This is a genomic window from Halomonas heilongjiangensis (assembly GCF_002879645.1).
Classification (GTDB): Bacteria; Pseudomonadota; Gammaproteobacteria; order Pseudomonadales; family Halomonadaceae; genus Halomonas; species Halomonas heilongjiangensis.
Map to the genome: position 1 here is coordinate 33866 of NZ_PNRE01000033.1, position 17489 is coordinate 51354.

Consider the following 17489-nt stretch of genomic DNA (forward strand, 5'->3'; position numbering starts at 1 on the left):
ATCCCCCCGCCCGGCCATGGCGTCGCCGGCGGCGGGATCCGGCCTCATGCGAGGCGGTGGGGCAGGACCCTGCCGCCAGTCGAGTCAAGGGCGCCCGCTGCGTCGAGCGCCCCAGTCAAGGAGTCATCTCATGGCTGCCATCGATGCCCGAGCCGTCGAAACGCTCTTCACGGAAGCCCGTACCCACAATGTCTGGTACGACTTGGACATCCGCGAGGAGACGCTTCGCGAGCTCTATCACCTCATGCAGCACTGTCCCACTTCCATGAACTGTCAGCCGCTGAGGATCCTCTTTCTCAGGAGTCCGGCGGCCAAGCAACGCCTCAAGCCGGCGCTGTTGCCCGGCAACGTGGAGAAGGCCATGACGGCGCCGGTGGTCGCGGTGCTGGGCTACGATACCGCCTTCTATGAGCACCTGCCGCGGACGTTCGCCCACAGCCCCGGGGCCAAGGCGATGTTCGAGGAGGACCCGGCGTTCGCCGATGTCACGGCCTTCCGGAACAGCTCCATCCAGGGCGGTTACTTCATCCTGGCGGCTCGTGCCCTGGGGTTGGACGTGGGGCCCATGTCCGGTTTCGACCATCGCCTCGTCGACCAGGAGTTCTGGCCGGACGGCAGGGTGAAGAGCAACTTCCTGTGCAACCTGGGGTTCGGGGATGCCTCGGCGCTCTTCCCCCGGGGCGAGCGCTTCGCCTTCGACGAGGCCTGCGGGTGCCTGTAGGCCGCGGTCGCCCGTTCTTCCCGGGCGGTCAGTCATCCAGGGAGGCGCTGGTCCGTTCGGTCGCCAGGATGACGTCCCGGGTCGCGACGTCTTCCTCCGCGATTTCCTCGGCGAGGAAGTCCAGCAGGGCCCGGACCGAAGGCAGCAGGCAGCGCCGGGAAGGGAAGATGGCATGCAGGATCCCGCCGCGTGGCACCCAGCCCGGCAGCACATCGACCAACCGGCCGGCCTGGAGGTCGCGCCCGGCGACCAGTAGGGCCAGCTTGACCACGCCCATCCCGGCCAGGGCCGCCTCATGCAGCGTTTCGGCGCTGTCCGTCACCAGGCGGGGGCGATGAGGGATCTGGGCGGTGACCCCGTCGGGGCCGACCAGATCCCAGCGATGCTGCTTGTCGGGCTGGTCGAAATCCAGGCTGGGTAGCTGGCACAGGTCGGCGGGCGTGCGGGGCAGCGAGTGGTTCTCGAACAGGCCGGGGGCCGCCACTAGCCGCTGGGGGCTGCGCGACAGGATCTTCATGGTCAGGTCGCTGTCTTCCAGGGGCGGGAAGCGGATCCGGATCGCCATGTCGAAGCCTTCCTTGACCACGTCCACCCGGCGACTGGTGGCCTCCACCTGGATATCGACCTTGGGGTACCGGGCCATGAAGCGGACCAGCAGGGGGGTGATCAGGTAATGCAGCACGCTCGGCGAACAGCTCAGTCGTATCACGCCCCGGGGCTCGGCGCGATTAAGCTGGATCAGTTCATCAGCCGCTTCCGCCTCCACCAGCATCGCCACGCAATGCCGGTAATAGGCCTGGCCGATCTCGGTCACCGAAAAATGGCGCGTCGAGCGATTCACCAGCCGAGTTTCCAGGCGCTCCTCCAGCTGGCCGATGCGACGACTCAGCTTCGACTTGGGGATCCCCAGGGCGCGACCGGCCGGTGCGAACCCCCCGTGATCCACTACCTGCACGAAGTAATAGAGGTCATTGAGGTCCTGCATTCTATTGTCCTATTAATGCAACGGTCTGTGCCGGATGTGCCGTCTAGTGGGTTCGTCGTTCATTTAATAGGCTTGTTGTCATCGAGGCTACCGGCCTCCCTACAACACTCAGGAGCCCGACGATGAAGAAGATCCAAGCGGTATACGGCGCCCCCCGCGGGCACTGGGTCGGTGACGGCTTTCCCGTGCGTTCCCTGTTCACCTATGAGCGCATGGGGGCCGAGCACATCAGCCCCTTCCTGATGCTGGATCACGCCGGTCCCTACACCTTCGAGCCGGCCAAGCAGCCTCGCGGCGTGGGGCAGCACCCCCACCGCGGCTTCGAGACCGTGACCCTGGTCTACGAAGGGGAGCTGGAGCACCGCGATTCCACCGGCAGCGGCGGCAAGATCGGCGAGGGGGACGTGCAGTGGATGACCGCCGGTGCCGGCATCATCCACGAGGAGTACCACTCCCGGGCCTTCACGGAGCGCGGTGGCAAGCTGGAGATGGTGCAGCTCTGGGTCAACCTGCCCGCTCGCGACAAGGATACCCCGGCAGCCTACCAGACGCTGCTCGATGCCGACATTCCCAGCGTGCCGCTGGACGACGAGGCCGGCCGGGTACGGGTGGTGGCCGGTAGCTATCTTGGACATGAGGGACCGGCCAGTACCTTCACGCCGATCAACATGTGGGACGTGCGGCTGGCCTCTGGCAGGCATGCCACCCTGCCGGTGCCGGAGGACCACACCACCCTGTTGGTGGTGCTGGGGGGCACCGTCCAGGTCAATGGCGAGACCATCGTGCGCGACGAGGCGGTGGTGAGCTTCGAGCGTCGCGGCGAGGAGCTGCACCTGGAGGCCAACAACGACGCCAAGTTGCTGCTGCTGAGCGGCGAGCCCATCGAGGAGCCGGTCGTCGGCCACGGGCCCTTCGTGATGAACAGCGTGGAGGAGATCCACCAAGCCTTCGCCGACTTCCAACGCGGGAAGTACGGCGCCCTGAACGACTAGCGGGGGGAGTTCCGCTGGCGTGCTTGCCCGGCAGCCGTGCTGCCGGGCCATTCCAACCTGACGAAAGGAGTACCACCATGTCCTTTACCTACAACCGCCTGGACAAGGATGACGTGGCCCTGTTGATGGTCGACCATCAGGCCGGCCTGCTGTCCCTGGTGCGCGACTACAGCCCGGACGACTTCAAGAACAACGTGCTGGCACTGGCGGATATCGCCAAGTTCTTCGATATCCCCACCATCCTCACCACCAGCTTCGAGACCGGCCCCAACGGCCCCATCGTGCCGGAACTCAAGGAGATGTTCCCCCAGGCGCCCTACCTCGCCCGTCCGGGCCAGATCAACGCCTGGGACAACGAGGAGTTCGTCGCCGCCATCAAGGCCACCGGCAAGAAGCAGCTGCTGATCGCCGGCGTGGTCACCGAGGTCTGCGTGGCCTTCCCGGTGCTCTCCGCCCTGGAGGAAGGCTACGAGGTCTTCGTGGTCACCGACGCCTCCGGTACCTTCAACCAGACCACCCGCGAGGCCGCCTGGGATCGCATGTCCCAGGCCGGTGCCCAGCTGATGACCTGGTTCGGGGTCGGCTGCGAGCTGCACCGTGACTGGCGCAACGACATCGAAGGCTTCGGCGGCCTGCTGGCCGGCCACCTACCGGCCTACGCCAACCTGATTCAAAGCTACAACCAGCAGACTCAGGGCTAAGTGCGGTCGGCTCGGTCCCGAGCGATGGTTCAGGGGGGCGCCTATGCTGAAGGCGGCCCCCTCGAGGGCCGAGCCCCATTCACCAGTTTCGGAAGGATGCCCCCATGAGCACTCTCGTCGATGATCGCGACCTGGCCTCGTCCCGCGACTGCCCGGTCGTCGAGGGCAAGCGCCAGGTCCAGCATGTCGCGCCCCGTACCGCCGATGTGGGCGGGATTCCCGTCAATCGGGTCTTGCCCTCCCGCCACCGTCGCCTGGTGGGCGCCTGGTGCTTCCTCGATCACGCCGGCCCCGCGGTCTTCAAGGGCGATTCCCGTGGGCTGCGCGTCGGCCCGCATCCGCATATCGGCCTGCAGACCTTCACCTGGATGATCGAGGGCGAAGTGCTGCACCGTGACAGCCTGGGCAACCAGCAGGTGATCCGTCCCGGGCAGGTCAACCTGATGACCGCCGGACGCGGCATCAGCCATACCGAGGAGTCGGTGACCGGCGAGACGCACCTGCATGCCGCCCAACTGTGGATCGCCCTGCCGGAGGCCGACCGCCGCACCGACCCGCGCTTCGACCACTACCCGGAGCTGCCGCGCTGGCAGGAGGCGGGGGTGGACTTCACCCTGCTGACCGGCGAATTCGCGGGACGGCGGGCACCGACCCTGGCCTTCTCGCCGCTGGTGGGCCTGGATCTCGTCAGCCGGGAGGCGAGCCCCCTGCGGTTGACGCTGCGGGAAGACTTCGAGTACGGCGTGCTGCCCCTGGAGGGCGAGCTGGACATCGAGGGCGACACCTTCCTGTCCAACGAGCTGGCCTATCTGGGGTGCGGGCGCGAGGCCGTCACCCTGTCCCTCCCGGCGGGTGGCCGGGCCATCCTGGTGGGGGGCGCGCCGCTGGACGAGGAGATCCTGATCTGGTGGAACTTCGTCGGCCACAGCAAGGCCGAGATCGCCGAGGCGCAGCGGGACTGGGAAGTCGGCAGCGCGCGCTTCGGCAGCATCCCCGGCTACGACGGTGAACCGCTGATGCCGCCGCCACTGCCCTGGCAGGCATAGCGAGACGCCAAGGTTTCCCCGACCGCGAAGGACAGCGCATGACCGAACTCCAATCCGCAGCGCCATTGTCGGGCGGCGATGGCGTCACCATCCGCATCCATCACCGGGTCCGCCCCGATGCCAAGGACCGTTACGAGACCTGGCTGCGCCAGATCATCGAGGCCGCCTCTCGTTATGCCGGTCACCAGGGCGTGCATATCCTGAGACCCCACGAGGGCGGCCAGGACTACGAGATCGCGGTGCGCTTCGCCTCCGAGGCCCAGGCCGAGCGCTGGCGCTCGTCCGACGACCGCCGCGAGCTGATGGACGACATCCGCGACGCCCTGCAGCAGGACGAGGCGGTCGAGATCCTCAGCGGCATCGACTACTGGTTCACGCCGCCGACTGCCACCAGCAAGCAGCCCGTACGCTGGAAGCAGTGGCTGGTCACCACGGGCGTCATCTGGCCGCTGACCCTCGTGGTGCCGCTGCTCTGGCAGCCGCTGTTCTCCCTCTTTCCGCTGCTCGATACCTGGGGGCTGCGGCACGGGATCATCGCCGCCACCATCGTGGCGTTGGTGGTGTATGTGGTCATGCCGCGAGTGGTGCGGCTGGTGGCAAGCTGGATGTTCAAGTAGCGTTCGGGCGGGCGCCCCTCCATCAGTCGGTGACTAACGCTGGATGGGCGAGCGCAGGCAAGGGTCAGGCAAGGGGGAGCCCCTGGGGCCTCCCCGCGACTTTCGAGAAGATGCTAGCGTGATGGGCGACGAGCGGCACGATGCCGGCTCCGCCGGCGCCGGCAACCAACCACCATCCGTGCAGGTAGCCATAGGCACCGGTCAGCCCCGGCAGCAGCGTCCGGCCGCCCCGGCGTTGCTGGGAAGTGGGAGGGTATCCGCTGGCGTTCCCGTCGAAGGCCGGCTTCACCCTCGACGACATCTGGGACATCGCCGCCTTCTTCGGTATGTCCAACCGCCTGGTCACCCTCGCCGGCACCCCGCCCAACGAGGAGTTCTACCTGATGGGGAGGGTGCCGCGGGAGAAGTGAGCAGACTGGCTTCTCCGAAGGCCACGACGTAGGCTCGAGGCAGGGACGTTGGGGGGAAGTCATGACAACGGAAAGAATGGCATGGACGGATCGAGACCGGCTACAGGTATTGTCACTCTACTGCCGGCTGACGTTTGGGCAGTTACACCGGGGACGACCCGAAGTCATCCAGTTGGCCGAGCGTATGGGTCGCTCGGTCAATTCGGTCGCTATGAAGCTCTCCAATTACGCGAGTCTCGATCCCGAAGTGCTGGCGCTGGGCAAGAAGGGGCTTTCAGGTGCCTCCCAACAGGACCGGTTGCTTTGGCAACGCTTTATCGCCGAACCGGAAGCCGTGGCGTGTGAGTGTGAGGAGGCCTGGTTGTCGCTTCATGGAGAGATGGAGCAAGGGGAGGGCGGCTGGGAACCTGACTACATGGGCCGGGATGTCGTGGGACTGCAGAAGCGGCGCGTGGGGCAGCCGCTCTTCCGCAAGGCAGTGATGATTCGCTATGACACTCGCTGTGTGATCACCGGTGTGCGCCATGAAGACCTGCTAATCGCCAGTCATATCGTGCCTTGGCAGGAACGTCCCGAATCGCGTCTCGATCCGGCCAACGGGCTGTGCCTAAATGCCTTGCATGATCGCGCCTTCGACAAGGGATTGATGGGAATTGATAGTGAGGGCCGCATTCGCATCTCTCGCGAACTGGCTGAGAGCCACCTCAATGGTCGGTTGAAAGACCAGTTGATGGATCTCGACGGACAGCCTCTCGATCTGCCCCCTACGACCTCTCCCAATCGCGAGTACCTGGCTTGGCACTTCCGTGAGTGCTTTCGCCAATAGCGAACCAACCGAAGGGTTAACACTCCTCCAGTAGCTGCAGCACCGGCATGAGCTGGCTCTCGTGCAGCAGCAGCACGCTGTCGCCGGCCTCGCCCTCGGCGGGGGCGATCACGGCGAACTCGCCTTCCTCCAGGTGGAATTCGTGGATCTCGCGGGGGCCGTCGGGCGTCTCGCAGTGGATGGAGCGGTAGGCGTCGTCTTCGCCGTAGGTGAGGCGGTGGTAGACCTTGAAGAAGGTGTAGAGCGTGAGCCCCCGCTCGAAGGCGGGCCAGCGGGCGGGGCTGGTGCGGGTCTCGTCGTCGAGGGCCTGGCCGGCGGCTTCGGCGGCGGCGATGGCGGCGGCCAGCGGCCCGGCCAGCAGCGAGGTGGTGTCGCGGGGCAGGGGTGCCTGGGCCTCGAAGGCCCGGTGATAGCGGGTGGCGACATCGCGCAGGTCGTCCAGCGAGCCGATCCGGTGGTCGCTGTGCTTGAGGTCGGCGGGCTCGAAGTAGCCGTTCTCCCAGCCATGGATCACGCGCAGGAGCAGCCGGTCGTCGGCCATGGGCTGGCCGACCAGCGCCGCGACGGCCACGCGCAGGTGCAGATGGCGTTCGGGGACCAGGTTGTCGAAGGCGGAGTAGGGGTCGGCGAAGATCGCGTGCAGGCGCCCGGGGGCGTGTTCCTTGGCTTCGGTAAACGGCATGCGCGGTGTCCTGCGAGGGTGACGTTCGAAATCCGGTGTCGTTGTGTCATTCTAGTGGGTCGAACGTTATGTCGGCCCTTGCGGCCATAACTTGAGGTTCGTTCACGATTTTACATCCACTGTCGCCAGGGGAGTCCCGCCGCGTTGCTCGGGGCGGGGCTGAGAGGGCGCCATATGGCACCGACCCTGGAACCTGACCCGGTTCACACCGGCGGAGGAAGCGCGACATGCCCTACCTGACGTCTGCCGTGCTCGGCGCGGCGCTGTTCTGTTTTGCCGTTCTCGGTTTCAGGGCCCGCCGGGTCGGCGGCCCCCTCGACGACTATGTCACCGCCCGCAATTCCCAGACCGCCTCGACCCTGGGGCTGTCGTTCCTGGCCTCGAGCATGGGCGCCTGGATTCTCTTCGCCCCGCCGGAGATCGGCGCCTTCGTCGGCCCGGTGGCGCTGGCCGGCTACGCCATCGGCTCGTCGCTGCCGTTCCTCGTGCTGGGGCTCTACGGGCCGGCGATCCGCCGCCACCTGCCGGAAGGCCGCAGCATCGGCGAGTTTGCCGAGGCCTGCTACGGTCCCGGGGTACGCCGTTGGGTGTCGCTGGTCTCGATTCTCTACATGGCCTGCTTCCTGGCCGCGGAACTGACCGCCATCGGTGCCATCGCCGCGCTGCTCTCCGAGGTGCCACCGGCGCTGGTGGTGATCGGCGTGGCGGTGGTCACCCTGGTCTATACGGTGCTGGGGGGGCTGCGCGCCAGCCTGGCCACCGACCGCTGGCAGGCGTGGCTGCTGCTGGCCCTGCTGGCCCTGGTCGGTGGGGTGGCGGTATGGCGGTTACCGGAGATGCCGGTGGGGGCGGGGCTGCCCTCGGTGCCGATGGGCAGTGCCCTGAGCGTGGCGCTGACGCTGGTGATCGCGGTGACCGCGGCCAACCTCTTTCATCAAGGCTACTGGCAGCGCATCTGGGCGGCTGAGAATGATCGGGCGCTGGGCCGTGGCGCCCTGCTGGGCGGGGCCAGCACCCTGCTGGTGATCCTGGCGATCGGGGCCCTGGGCATGCTGGCGGCCATGAGCGGGCTGCCGCTGGGCGAGCCGCCGATTCCCTTCTTCGCGCTGCTGTCCGCCGCGCCGGCGTGGCTGGGCCTGCCGGCCCTGGTGCTGGCGGTGACCCTGGTGGCCTCCAGCGTGGATACCCTGCAGAACGCCATTGCCTCGCTGGCGGTGGCCAGCGCCGGCCGGCGTGGGCTCTCCGTCGGGGCGGCGCGTCTGGCCACGGTGGTGCTGATGGTACCGGTGGTGTGGGTGGCGCTGCAGGGGCTCTCGGTGCTGCGCCTGTTCCTGATCGCCGACCTGCTGTGTGCCGCCATCGTGGTGCCGGTGTTGCTGGGCCTGTGGCGGCGCATGAGCCCGCTGGCCGCGGTGGCCGGCGGGGTGGCGGGCATGCTCGGCGCCGTCCTGCCCGGCTGGGTGGCCCAGGGCAGCCTGGCCGGTGGGGTGCTGGTGGCCAGCTTCCCGGACAGCATCCCGACCCTGCCGCCGTTCCTCGGCGCGCTGCTGGCGTCGACCCTGGTCAGCCTGTTGATCGCCTGGCGCCGGCCGGCTTCCCGCTTCCCCCTGGCACGCGAAGGAGACGCCCGATGACCACCCGCTCGACCTGGAACGCCTGGGCCGCCGGCCGCGAAGCGGCACGCCTCACCGACTGGCTGCGTGAGATCAGCGAGCCCGACTGGACGGCCACGGTGGCCCACCCGCTGTTCGATGCCCTGGCCGAGGGGCGGCTCTCCGGCGAGGCCTTCGCCGCCTACATGGTGCAGGATTACGGCTTCGTCGACCCCTTCACCGCGCTGATCGGCCATGCCATCGGCCACGCGCCGACCATGGCCGACCGCGTGGTGCTGGGCCAGTTCATGGGCATGCTGACCAGCGACGAGAACAGCACCTTCCAGCGCACCTTCGATGCCTTCGGGGTGCCGGAGCAGGTTCGCCTGGCGCCCGACTACCTGGCGCCTACCCGAGACTTCCGCGGTCTGCTGCACGACACCGGGATGCACGGCAGCTACGCCGAGATGCTGGCGGTGCTGGTGGTCACCGAGTGGCTCTATCTGGAATGGGCCCTGCGCGTGACACGCGTCGAGGGGCTGCACCCGCTGATGGGGGAGTGGATCGACCTGCACGACAACCCGGCCTTCCGGGACTTCGTCGCCTGGCTGCGCCGGCGCCTGGACGAGGAGGCGGCACGGCTGGACGAGGCCGGCTTCGCGCGCATGGCCGAGCGCTTCCGCGAGACGGTGGCCAGGGAACGGGCCTTCCACGACGCCGTGCACACAGAGTAACGTCAGCCCAAGGGTGAGGCGTCAGTCGAGGAAGAGGTCGGCGGGTAGTCCGAAGCGCGCCGTCAGTGCCTTGATCTGGCGTACGTTCAGGCGCCGCTTGCCGGCCAGGATCTCGGAGATCACCGACTGGGTGCCGACTTCCGGAAGGCTCGACTGGTCCAGGCCGTGCCATTGCATCAGATGGCGCAGCATCTCGGCGCCACTGACCTCCGGCATCGGGTGGTGAGAGTCGTCGTAGGCTTCGATCAGGTCGCCCATGTGCGATGCGAGGCTTGCCAGGGGGTGCTCCTCATCGTCACCGATCAGGGTGAGCAGCTCGTCCAGGGCCTCGACAAGGGCATCGTAATCGCTCTCGGACTCGGGGGCGTGGAGCAGGGGGGACACGAATCGCCAGTGGGCGGCGGCTTGTTGGACGATGCTGGTCATGTCGACTCCTTCCAGGTGCCCTTGTCGTATTCCGCATGATCGAGCACATGCTGGATATAGATCTTCTTGTAGCGGTAGTGCACCACCGCGATCAGGCGGATCTTGTTGCCGCCGATATCGAACACATGCTGTCGGCCTACCTTGTCGGTCGCCGGGAACAGTGCCTTCATCTCGGCAAAACCGGCCGGTTCGCTTGCCTTCATCAGGCGGTACCAGGCATCCAGTGCCGATGCCGTCTGGGGCCATTTCCGCTTGGCTTCCCAGATGCGTTTCTGTGTGATGATGTGCAAGGCGATCTCCCTATCGCATTCTGCGATAAAGTGTAGCGCCCAGCGAGTGGCCCGGCAAGCAATGGCCAGGGGGAGGTCGGGTATCGACGGGGTGTCGAGCGGACGGAGCGATCGAGACATGGACAAGTGCCACTGCCGAGAGCCACCCTCTGTAGAACACCGACGATCGACCAGAGGAGGCCCTGCCATGAGCGATACGCCGAAGGATCCCCGCCGCCGCCACTCCGCCCCGGTGGTGGATGGCCCCGGCAAGGCGGCCAGCCGTGCCATGCTGCGCGCGGTGGGCTTCACCGACGAGGATTTCGTGAAGCCCCAGGTGGGCATCGCCTCGACCTGGAGCAACCTCACCCCCTGCAACAGCCATATCGACGAGCTGGCCGAGCGCGCCAGCGCCGGTGCCGACGGGGCCGGGGGCAAGGGGGTGATCTTCAACACCATCACCATCTCCGACGGCATCGCCAACGGCACCGAGGGCATGAAGTACTCACTGGTGTCGCGGGAGGTGATCGCCGATTCCATCGAGACGGTGGCGGGCTGCGAGGGCTTCGACGGCCTGGTGGCGATCGGCGGCTGCGACAAGAACATGCCGGGCTGCCTGATGGGCCTGGCGCGGCTGAACCGGCCCAGCGTCTTCGTCTACGGCGGCACCATCCTGCCCGGTGCCGGGCACACCGATATCGTCTCGGTGTTCGAGGCCATGGGCGCCTACAGCCGCGGCGATCTCGACCTGATCGAGGTGAAGCAGATCGAGGAGACGGCGATTCCCGGCCCCGGCTCCTGCGGCGGGATGTACACCGCCAACACCATGGCCTCGGCCATCGAGGCGCTGGGCATGAGCCTGCCGGGCAGCTCGGCGCAGAACGCGGTGTCGCAGGCGAAACGCGACGACTGCGAAGCCGCCGGGGCCGCGGTGCTCGAGCTGCTCGAGCGCGACATCAAGCCGTCGGACATCATGACCCGCGAGGCCTTCGAGAACGCCATCACCGTGGTGATCGCCCTCGGCGGCTCCACCAACGCGGTGCTGCACCTGATCGCCATGGCCAGCACCATCGGGGTCGAGCTCTCCCTCGAGGACTTCACCACCCTCGGCAAGCGGGTGCCGGTGCTCGCCGACCTGCGCCCCAGCGGCCACTACATGATGAGCGAACTGGTCGAGATCGGCGGCATCCAGCCGCTGATGAAGACCCTGCTCGAGGCCGGGCTGCTGCACGGCGACTGCCTGACGGTCACCGGCCGGACGCTCGCCGAGAACCTGGCGGGGGTGGCGCCCTATCCCGAGGGGCAGGCGATCATCGCCCCGCTGGAGGCGCCACTCAAGGCCGAGAGCCACCTGCGGATCCTCTACGGCAACCTGGCGCCGGAAGGGGCGGTGGCCAAGATCACCGGCAAGGAGGGCACCCGGTTCTCGGGAACGGCACGGGTCTTCGGCTCCGAGGAGGAGGCCCAGGCGCGCATCAACGACGGCAGCGTGGTGGCCGGCGACGTGGTGGTGATCCGCTACGAGGGGCCGAAGGGCGGGCCGGGCATGCGCGAGATGCTCACCCCGACCTCGGCGATCATGGGCCGGGGGCTCGGCAACGACGTGGCGCTGATCACCGACGGGCGCTTCTCCGGTGGCAGCCACGGCTTCGTGGTCGGCCATATCTCGCCCGAGGCCTTCGACGGCGGCCCGCTGGCGCTGCTGGAGGACGGCGACGTGATCACCATCGACGCCGAGGCCGACACCATCGAGGTGGGGCTTTCCAACGAGGAACTGATGCGTCGCCGCGCCGCCTGGCGGCAGCCCTCGCCGCGCTACACCCGTGGCGTGCTGGCCAAGTACGCCAGGGCGGTGAGTTCCGCCTCCACCGGCGCGGTGACCGATCAGGCGGACTGATCCTGTCCCGAGTCCCATCTAGAGACGCCCCTGCCGGCTTGCCGGCGGGGGCATTTCTCGCCTGATCGCCGGTCCGGTTACGGCTCGCTCTGGGCGGTGTGGCTCAGGCGCAGGCGGGCGCGCAGCCGCCGGGCGAGAATATCCACGCCGATGTTGAGCAGGGCGGTGATCACGATGAGCACCAGGGCGCGGTCGAAGCGCAGCTCCTGGATGGCGCTGTCGACGTAGAAGCCCAGGGTGGTGATGCCGAGGATGCCCAGTATCGCCGTCTCGCGCATGATGATCTCCCAGCGGTAGAAGAGCAGCGCCAGGAAGGGACCGTAGACCCGCGGTGCCACCTCGTAGGCGTAGCGGTTCATGCCGCCGGGGGCGTCCTGGCGCAGGTGGATCTCGTTGCTGCGGCGCCCGACCAGGTGGCCGATGATGCCGCCGTTGTGCAGCGCCAGGGCGACCACCGCCGGCAGCATCGAGGGCCCCCACAGCTGCAGCAGGATGAAGGCCAGCAGATACTCCGGCGTGGAGCGCATCACCACCAATACCCCATGCCCGAGGGCGCCGCGCACCCGGCCGGTGAAATGGCGCCCCGTGAAATGATGAGAGACGAGCGGGAACAGCGTCATCGCCAGCGCGCCGGTGAGCACCATGGCGATCTGGGTCAGCAGCAGGGTATTCCAGATGCCGGGCACGGCCTGGTCGGCGAGGAGGTCGCCCAGCCAGGGCAGAAGGCCGCCGAGCCCCTCACCGTGGCGCAGCGGGGCGGGCACGATGTCCTCGGTGAAGAAGCGCGAGACGTTGCTCCACAGGATCGGCAGCCCGGTGCCGAGCAGGAAGGGGGAGGCCAGCAGATAGAGGGGCAGCAGCCGTGGCCGCACCCACAGCCGCAGGGAGGCGATGAGGGCGTAGAACAGCAGCAGCAGCGCGCCCACCGTGCCGTAGTGGCCCTGGGCGAAGGCACCCGCGAGATGAAACCCCAGGGTCGGCATGCCGACGAAGCCGAGCACCGCGCTGGAGCGCAGGCCGCACTCGAGGCGGTAGGCCGTATAGCTGACCAGGTGCGGCCAGGCCTGGCTGATTCGGGTATAGACCAGCGCCGAGAGCCGCCCGGCGCGCCGCGGCAGGGTGCGTTCCGGCTGCGGATCGCCCTCGTCGAGGATCTCGGCATAGACCTTGGCGAAGGTGCCGGCGTAGGGGATGGCGATGGCCAGTACCCCGGTGATCGGGTGCAGGCCGAAGCTCTGCAGGAAGATCAGCGCCCAGAACAGCTCATGGATGGCACGGATGAAGGCGCAGAAGGTGCGTACCCAGACATGCCCGAAGAGCAGGGCCAGCAGCATGCCCGCCGCCGCGCCGAGCCCCACGCCGACGAAGGCGAAGGCCAGGGTCCGCAGCAGGGCCTCGCCGAGGAAGTCGACGCGGGAGAAGTCGGGCTGGATCAGCCCCATGAACAGGCGGCCCAGCGCCTGCCAGGGGTCGTGGGTACTGATCTCGAAGTCGCCGAACAGCAGGCACACCCCGGCCAGCAGGATCAGCCCCAGGGTGACGCGGCGGGTGGCGGTCAGCGGCATGATCAGTAGAGCGTCAGGAGGTCGGTGGCGGCCAGGCGCTGGCTGGGCTGGTCGATGGCGATGGCGCCATCCTGGATGCCGATCACCCGGGTGCAGTAGCGCAGCGCCAGGTCCACGTCGTGCATGGCCAGCACCGCGGTCGGATAGGCGTCGGTGAGGGCGGTCAGGACCACCTCGGAGAGGGGGCCATCCAGCGCCGAGACCGGCTCGTCGGCGAGCAACATCCCGCCGCCCTGATGGATGACCCGCGCCGCGGCGACGCGCTGCCGCTGCCCGCCGGAGAGTTCGCCGCAGGGGGGCCAGAGCTTGTCGTCGAGGCCGAGCCGGCTGAGCAGGACGTCGATCTCCGCCACGTCGGCTCGCCGCGGACGCACCAGGGTCAGCAGGTTGCGCCACCAGGGGTGGCGGTCGAGCCGGCCCATGTAGACGTTGTGGAACACCGAGAGCGTGGCCACCAGGCCGAGGTCCTGGGGCATCAGGGCGGCCCCCTGGTCGCGCCAGCGGTCATACATCACCGACAGCAGCGTCGACTTGCCGGCACCGCTGCGGCCGACCAGCGCCACACGCTCGCCGCGCGCCAGCGTCAGGCTCAGCGGGCCGAGCACGCGGGTCTCGCCATAGGCGGCGACGGCGTCATGCAGCGCCAGCATGGTCATTCGTCGAGCAGCCCCAGGGACTGCGCGACCTCGAGGATTTCCCGGTAGTCGTCGTTCTCGGCCGGGACGAAACCCGAGCGCGGGAAGCTGGCCAGCAGCTCGGGATCATTCATGTCGAGCAGTGCCTGCTGCAGGCGGTCGGTGAAGCCCTCGCCGAAGCGTTCGTCGACATCGCCGCGCACCGTCCACTGGTAGTCGGGGTAGGGCGGTGTCTCCCAGATCACCCGGACCCGCTCGTCATCGACGCTGCCGCTCGCCACCTCGTTCTCCCAGGCCTTGTAGCTGACCACCCCGGCCTGGTAGGCGCCGGACTGCACCACCGCGATGGTGCGGCTGTGGTTGCCGCTGAAGCCGACCCGCTCGAACAGCTCGTCGGGCGATGCGCCGAGGTCCTGGCGCAGGAAGTATTCCGGCATCAGGCGCCCGGAGGTCGAGCTCTGCGAGCCGAAGCTGAAGGTCAGGCCGCGCAGCGCCTCGGGGGCGCTGTCGCCGTCATGGGGCTCGAGGCCGGTGGCCCGGTTGGCGATGACGTAGCTCCGGTACTCGGGATCCTCCACGCCCTGGGCGATGGCCCGGGAGCCCGGCACCAGCTGGCGGGCCTGGACACCGGTGAAGCCGCCGAACCAGGCCAGTTGTACCTGGTTGTTGCGGAAGGCGGTGACCGAGGCGGCGTAGGAGGTGACCGGAATGAAGCGCACCTCGACGTCGAGCGCCTCGGCGAGGTAGTCGGCCACGGCCTGGAAGCGCTCCTGCAGGCGGGTCTCGTCCTCGTCGGGAATGGCGGTGAACACCAGGGGCTGGGCGGCGGCCAGGGGCGGGGTGACGAGAGTGACGAGCAGGACGGCCAGGGCAAGGGGCAGGTGTCTGAGCATGGGGAGCAACCCTTATGGAACGTTGGAAGTGGCCAGCGGCACCCGGGGCGGCTGGAAGGGGCATGATACCGAAAATTGCCGAGGCATCCCGTGTCGGACTCTCAGACGGCGCAGGTGCGAAACCCCGCCAGGGTGTCGTTACGGTCCGGGGTGAAGAAGTTGCGGTAGCCGGTGTGGATCAGCCGCCCCCGGGTGGCCCAGGCCCCGCCGCGCAGCACGTAGCGCCCCTCCTTGAACCAGGGGGCCGAGTAGTCGCGGTAGAGCTCGGGTTCGAATCCGGGGAAGGGGCCGAAGGGCGAGGCCGTCCATTCCCAGACGTTGCCCAGCATCTGCCGGCAGCCGAAGGCGCTGTCGCCGTCGGCAAGCGCCGCCACGTCGAGGCGTCCCAGGCGCCAGCCATCCAGGTTGGCCAGGCCGGCCTCCGGCGGCGATTCGCCCCAGGGGTAGCGGCGCTTGCCCGGCGCCAGGGCGCGGCCGTCGGCACTCGGCGCCCGGCTGGCGGCGATCTCCCATTCGGCCTCGCTGGGCAGGCGGCGCCCGGCCCAGCGGCACCAGGCATCGGCCTCGAACCAGCTGACATGCACGACCGGCTGATGGGGGGCCAGCGGCCGCCAGCGATCGAAGGTACGCTCTTCCCAATGGCCGGCGTCGGCCCGGCGCCAGTAGATGGGCGCCTGCAGGCCCTGCTGCTCGCGCCACTGCCAGCCGGCCGCGCTCCACAGCTCGCGTCGCCGATAGCCCCCGTCGTCGACGAAGGCGGCGAAGTCGGCGTTGGTGACCGGTGCCCGGGCGATCGAGAAGGGCGCCACCTCGACCTCCATGGGCGGCTTCTCGTTGTCGAACCGGAAGGGCAGGGTCGCGTCGGAGCCCAGCCGATGGCGCCCCCCGGGGATGTCGACATCCCCGGGCAGTGCCCCGGCGGGCGTCTCGGTGGCGGGCGCGGTGGTGAGATGGCCCCGGGGTGGCGTGCCCAGCGCGGGGGGCGGATCGCCCAGGGTCTGGCGCGTGTAGAGGAAGGCCTCGCCGTGCATGTCCTCGTGCAGCGTGGTGAGCTGATAGACATAGCTCTGGGCGGCACTGGCGTCGCCATCGGGCAGGCGCTCGAGCATGGCCTGCTGTACCCGTGACAGGTAGTCCAGGGTGGCCTCGCGTGACGGCAGCGGTAGCGACCAACGGTCGACATGGGCGATGCTGCTGGAATCGAACAGCCGGTCGGCCTCGGCGAGGCGGTAGTCGGGCAGGCCATAGAGGCCGCGCAGGGCGAAGTGGTCGTGGAAGTAGCCCAGGTGGCCGAGCTCCCACAGGGGGGGATTGACGATCGCCAGCCGCGGGCCGAGTTCGCGGGCCTCGAGGATGTCCCGCATCAGCGCCAGGCTGCGTTCGCGGGCATCGGTGAGCATCGCCGCCAGTTCGTCGGCGGCCCTGGGGGGTGTCGGAGGCGTCTGGATCATGCCGACCTCGTGGATGGAGTGGGACGGTGAGGGAGTGTGGATAGTGTTGAAGGTAGCCCTGATCACACCGGCGGGTCGAGGGTCTCACGCCGGCAACCGGGCCACGGCGACCCGCTGGGCGGGACTGCTGCAGGAGCTGGGCTGCCGCGTCCGCCTCGCCGGGTCCGAGGATGGCTCCGATGCCTGCCGCCTGGCCGGCCAGCCACCGGATCTGGTGCTGGCGCTGCATGCCGTTCGCAGCCACGCCGCCATTCGCACCTGTCGCGCCGCCTTTCCGGAGTGTCCGCTGGTGGTGGTGCTGACCGGGACCGACGTCTACCGCTTCCAGCACAGCCACCCCGAGGCGTTCCTCGATAGCCTCGCCGCGAGCGATGCCCTGATCGGCCTGCACGATTGCCTGGCCGAGGACCTCCCGCCGCGCTTCCTGCCGCGCCTGCATGTCGTCCACCAGTCGGCGCGCCCCCTGCCGCCCCGGGCCCCGCGGCCCGGCCGGCGCCGGTTCGAGGTGCTGGTCGCCGGCCACCTGCGCGAGGAGAAGGACTCGCTGCGCGCGGCCCTGGCCGTTCGCGAGCTGCCGTCGGCGTCGCGGCTGCGCGTGGTGCAGCTCGGTGGCGCCCACAGCCCGGACTGGGCCGACGCCGCCCGCGACGAGATGGCGGGCAATCCGCGTTACCGCTGGCTCGGCGACCTGCCCCGCTGGCGGGTGCGCCAGTGGATGGCCCGGGCGCGGCTGATGGTGATCAGCTCGCGCATGGAAGGGGGCGCCAATGTGGTCAGCGAGGCCTGCGTGGCCGGCCTGCCGGTGCTGGCCTCGGCGATCCCCGGCAATCGCGGCCTGCTGGGCGAGGACTACGCCGGCTACTTCCCGGTGGCCGACACCGCGGCCCTGAGGGCCCTGCTGCGCCGCGCCGAGGCGGAGCCGGCCTTCGTCGACCGGCTCCGCCGGCAGGTGCTGGGGCGCGCGCCGCTGTTCCGCCCCGAGGCCGAACGGGCGGGGCTGGCGCGGGTCCTGGCCGCCTGTGAGCTTACTCCTTGATGCCATCCGTC

18 protein-coding genes and 1 pseudogene are annotated in these 17489 nt (G+C 68.8%); 11 read left to right on the plus strand and 8 right to left on the minus strand.

Annotation, left to right across the window (positions count from 1 at the left end):
- Positions 1 to 130: 130 nt before the first annotated feature.
- Positions 131 to 721: a malonic semialdehyde reductase gene (locus C1H66_RS06965; RefSeq protein WP_102627177.1), complete on the plus strand. Its 591-nt coding sequence runs from the start codon at positions 131 to 133 to the stop codon at positions 719 to 721.
- Positions 722 to 749: 28 nt separating this feature from the next.
- On the opposite strand, the gene C1H66_RS06970 is transcribed toward C1H66_RS06965, so the two are convergent.
- Positions 750 to 1706 carry a LysR substrate-binding domain-containing protein gene (locus C1H66_RS06970; RefSeq protein ID WP_102627178.1) on the minus strand — a complete coding sequence of 319 codons (957 nt, stop codon included), beginning with the start codon at positions 1704 to 1706 and terminating at the stop codon, positions 750 to 752.
- Positions 1707 to 1828: 122 nt separating this feature from the next.
- On the opposite strand from C1H66_RS06970, the gene C1H66_RS06975 reads away from it, so the two are divergent.
- The 6 genes and pseudogenes from C1H66_RS06975 to C1H66_RS07000 all read left to right on the plus strand — a co-directional run bounded on the left by C1H66_RS06975 (position 1829) and on the right by C1H66_RS07000 (position 6298).
- On the plus strand, positions 1829 to 2698 hold the full coding sequence (locus tag C1H66_RS06975) for a pirin family protein (protein WP_102627179.1): 870 nt from the start codon (positions 1829 to 1831) through the stop codon (positions 2696 to 2698).
- A gap of 77 nt (positions 2699 to 2775) precedes the next feature.
- The gene (gene ycaC / locus C1H66_RS06980) at positions 2776 to 3399 is read left to right on the plus strand and encodes an isochorismate family cysteine hydrolase YcaC (protein ID WP_102627180.1); all 624 of its coding nucleotides are present in this window, start codon (positions 2776 to 2778) and stop codon (positions 3397 to 3399) included.
- A 104-nt stretch (positions 3400 to 3503) separates the two neighbouring features.
- Positions 3504 to 4445, plus strand: a complete 942-nt coding sequence (locus tag C1H66_RS06985) for a pirin family protein (RefSeq protein ID WP_102627181.1) — start codon at positions 3504 to 3506, stop codon at positions 4443 to 4445.
- 38 nt (positions 4446 to 4483) lie between these two features.
- Positions 4484 to 5062 carry an antibiotic biosynthesis monooxygenase gene (locus C1H66_RS06990; RefSeq protein WP_102627182.1) on the plus strand — a complete coding sequence of 193 codons (579 nt, stop codon included), beginning with the start codon at positions 4484 to 4486 and terminating at the stop codon, positions 5060 to 5062.
- A gap of 278 nt (positions 5063 to 5340) precedes the next feature.
- Positions 5341 to 5472: pseudogene (locus tag C1H66_RS06995) on the plus strand (peroxidase-related enzyme); the annotation flags it as partial.
- Between the two features lie 61 nt (positions 5473 to 5533).
- Positions 5534 to 6298, plus strand: coding sequence for an HNH endonuclease (locus tag C1H66_RS07000; protein ID WP_102627183.1), 765 nt, complete (start codon positions 5534 to 5536; stop codon positions 6296 to 6298).
- Positions 6299 to 6314: 16 nt separating this feature from the next.
- Here C1H66_RS07000 and C1H66_RS07005 read toward each other — a convergent pair whose 3' ends face one another.
- Positions 6315 to 6980 carry a hypothetical protein gene (locus C1H66_RS07005; protein ID WP_102627184.1) on the minus strand — a complete coding sequence of 222 codons (666 nt, stop codon included), beginning with the start codon at positions 6978 to 6980 and terminating at the stop codon, positions 6315 to 6317.
- Positions 6981 to 7207: 227 nt separating this feature from the next.
- Here C1H66_RS07005 and C1H66_RS07010 point away from each other — a divergent pair, with 227 nt between their 5' ends.
- Positions 7208 to 8614, plus strand: a complete 1407-nt coding sequence (locus C1H66_RS07010) for a sodium:solute symporter family transporter (protein ID WP_102627185.1) — start codon at positions 7208 to 7210, stop codon at positions 8612 to 8614.
- Entirely contained in the window at positions 8611 to 9306 is a 696-nt protein-coding gene (locus tag C1H66_RS07015; protein ID WP_102627186.1) for a TenA family protein, read from the plus strand. The genes C1H66_RS07010 and C1H66_RS07015 overlap by 4 nt, the downstream gene beginning before the upstream one ends.
- 21 nt (positions 9307 to 9327) lie before the next feature.
- On the opposite strand, the gene C1H66_RS07020 is transcribed toward C1H66_RS07015, so the two are convergent.
- The gene (locus tag C1H66_RS07020; RefSeq protein ID WP_102627187.1) at positions 9328 to 9732 is read right to left on the minus strand and encodes a helix-turn-helix domain-containing protein; all 405 of its coding nucleotides are present in this window, start codon (positions 9730 to 9732) and stop codon (positions 9328 to 9330) included.
- Complete coding sequence (locus C1H66_RS07025; protein WP_102627188.1) at positions 9729 to 10022, minus strand: type II toxin-antitoxin system HigB family toxin; 294 nt, start codon at positions 10020 to 10022, stop codon at positions 9729 to 9731. Before C1H66_RS07025 ends, C1H66_RS07020 begins: the two co-directional genes overlap by 4 nt.
- 187 nt (positions 10023 to 10209) lie before the next feature.
- Here C1H66_RS07025 and ilvD point away from each other — a divergent pair, with 187 nt between their 5' ends.
- Positions 10210 to 11898 (plus strand): dihydroxy-acid dehydratase, encoded by a 1689-nt coding sequence (gene ilvD, locus C1H66_RS07030; protein ID WP_102627189.1) that lies wholly within the window; start codon positions 10210 to 10212, stop codon positions 11896 to 11898.
- A 77-nt stretch (positions 11899 to 11975) separates the two neighbouring features.
- Here ilvD and C1H66_RS07035 read toward each other — a convergent pair whose 3' ends face one another.
- The 4 genes from C1H66_RS07035 to senA all read right to left on the minus strand — a co-directional run bounded on the left by C1H66_RS07035 (position 11976) and on the right by senA (position 16442).
- Positions 11976 to 13463 carry a PhnE/PtxC family ABC transporter permease gene (locus tag C1H66_RS07035; protein ID WP_102627190.1) on the minus strand — a complete coding sequence of 496 codons (1488 nt, stop codon included), beginning with the start codon at positions 13461 to 13463 and terminating at the stop codon, positions 11976 to 11978.
- A 2-nt stretch (positions 13464 to 13465) separates the two neighbouring features.
- Positions 13466 to 14113 (minus strand): ATP-binding cassette domain-containing protein, encoded by a 648-nt coding sequence (locus tag C1H66_RS07040; RefSeq protein ID WP_240618236.1) that lies wholly within the window; start codon positions 14111 to 14113, stop codon positions 13466 to 13468.
- A 2-nt stretch (positions 14114 to 14115) separates the two neighbouring features.
- A complete protein-coding gene (locus C1H66_RS07045; protein ID WP_102627192.1) occupies positions 14116 to 14991 on the minus strand; it encodes a putative selenate ABC transporter substrate-binding protein in 876 nt (291 codons plus the stop codon).
- A 101-nt stretch (positions 14992 to 15092) separates the two neighbouring features.
- A complete protein-coding gene (senA, locus tag C1H66_RS07050; RefSeq protein WP_102627193.1) occupies positions 15093 to 16442 on the minus strand; it encodes a selenoneine synthase SenA in 1350 nt (449 codons plus the stop codon).
- 43 nt (positions 16443 to 16485) lie between these two features.
- On the opposite strand from senA, the gene senB reads away from it, so the two are divergent.
- Complete coding sequence (gene senB / locus C1H66_RS07055) at positions 16486 to 17478, plus strand: selenoneine biosynthesis selenosugar synthase SenB (protein WP_205738635.1); 993 nt, start codon at positions 16486 to 16488, stop codon at positions 17476 to 17478.
- Positions 17479 to 17489: the final 11 nt, after the last annotated feature.

Bases quoted from the DNA above. Each gene is read 5' to 3' on its own strand.
- C1H66_RS06965 (WP_102627177.1), top strand. From the start codon at position 131: ATGGCTGCCATCGATGCCCGAGCCGTCGAAACGCTCTTCACGGAAGCC.
- C1H66_RS06970 (WP_102627178.1), bottom strand. From the start codon at position 1,706: ATGCAGGACCTCAATGACCTCTATTACTTCGTGCAGGTAGTGGATCAC.
- C1H66_RS06975 (WP_102627179.1), top strand. From the start codon at position 1,829: ATGAAGAAGATCCAAGCGGTATACGGCGCCCCCCGCGGGCACTGGGTC.
- ycaC (WP_102627180.1), top strand. From the start codon at position 2,776: ATGTCCTTTACCTACAACCGCCTGGACAAGGATGACGTGGCCCTGTTG.
- C1H66_RS06985 (WP_102627181.1), top strand. From the start codon at position 3,504: ATGAGCACTCTCGTCGATGATCGCGACCTGGCCTCGTCCCGCGACTGC.
- C1H66_RS06990 (WP_102627182.1), top strand. From the start codon at position 4,484: ATGACCGAACTCCAATCCGCAGCGCCATTGTCGGGCGGCGATGGCGTC.
- C1H66_RS07000 (WP_102627183.1), top strand. From the start codon at position 5,534: ATGACAACGGAAAGAATGGCATGGACGGATCGAGACCGGCTACAGGTA.
- C1H66_RS07005 (WP_102627184.1), bottom strand. From the start codon at position 6,980: ATGCCGTTTACCGAAGCCAAGGAACACGCCCCCGGGCGCCTGCACGCG.
- C1H66_RS07010 (WP_102627185.1), top strand. From the start codon at position 7,208: ATGCCCTACCTGACGTCTGCCGTGCTCGGCGCGGCGCTGTTCTGTTTT.
- C1H66_RS07015 (WP_102627186.1), top strand. From the start codon at position 8,611: ATGACCACCCGCTCGACCTGGAACGCCTGGGCCGCCGGCCGCGAAGCG.
- C1H66_RS07020 (WP_102627187.1), bottom strand. From the start codon at position 9,732: ATGACCAGCATCGTCCAACAAGCCGCCGCCCACTGGCGATTCGTGTCC.
- ilvD (WP_102627189.1), top strand. From the start codon at position 10,210: ATGAGCGATACGCCGAAGGATCCCCGCCGCCGCCACTCCGCCCCGGTG.
- C1H66_RS07035 (WP_102627190.1), bottom strand. From the start codon at position 13,463: ATGCCGCTGACCGCCACCCGCCGCGTCACCCTGGGGCTGATCCTGCTG.
- C1H66_RS07040 (WP_240618236.1), bottom strand. From the start codon at position 14,113: ATGCTGGCGCTGCATGACGCCGTCGCCGCCTATGGCGAGACCCGCGTG.
- C1H66_RS07045 (WP_102627192.1), bottom strand. From the start codon at position 14,991: ATGCTCAGACACCTGCCCCTTGCCCTGGCCGTCCTGCTCGTCACTCTC.
- senA (WP_102627193.1), bottom strand. From the start codon at position 16,442: ATGATCCAGACGCCTCCGACACCCCCCAGGGCCGCCGACGAACTGGCG.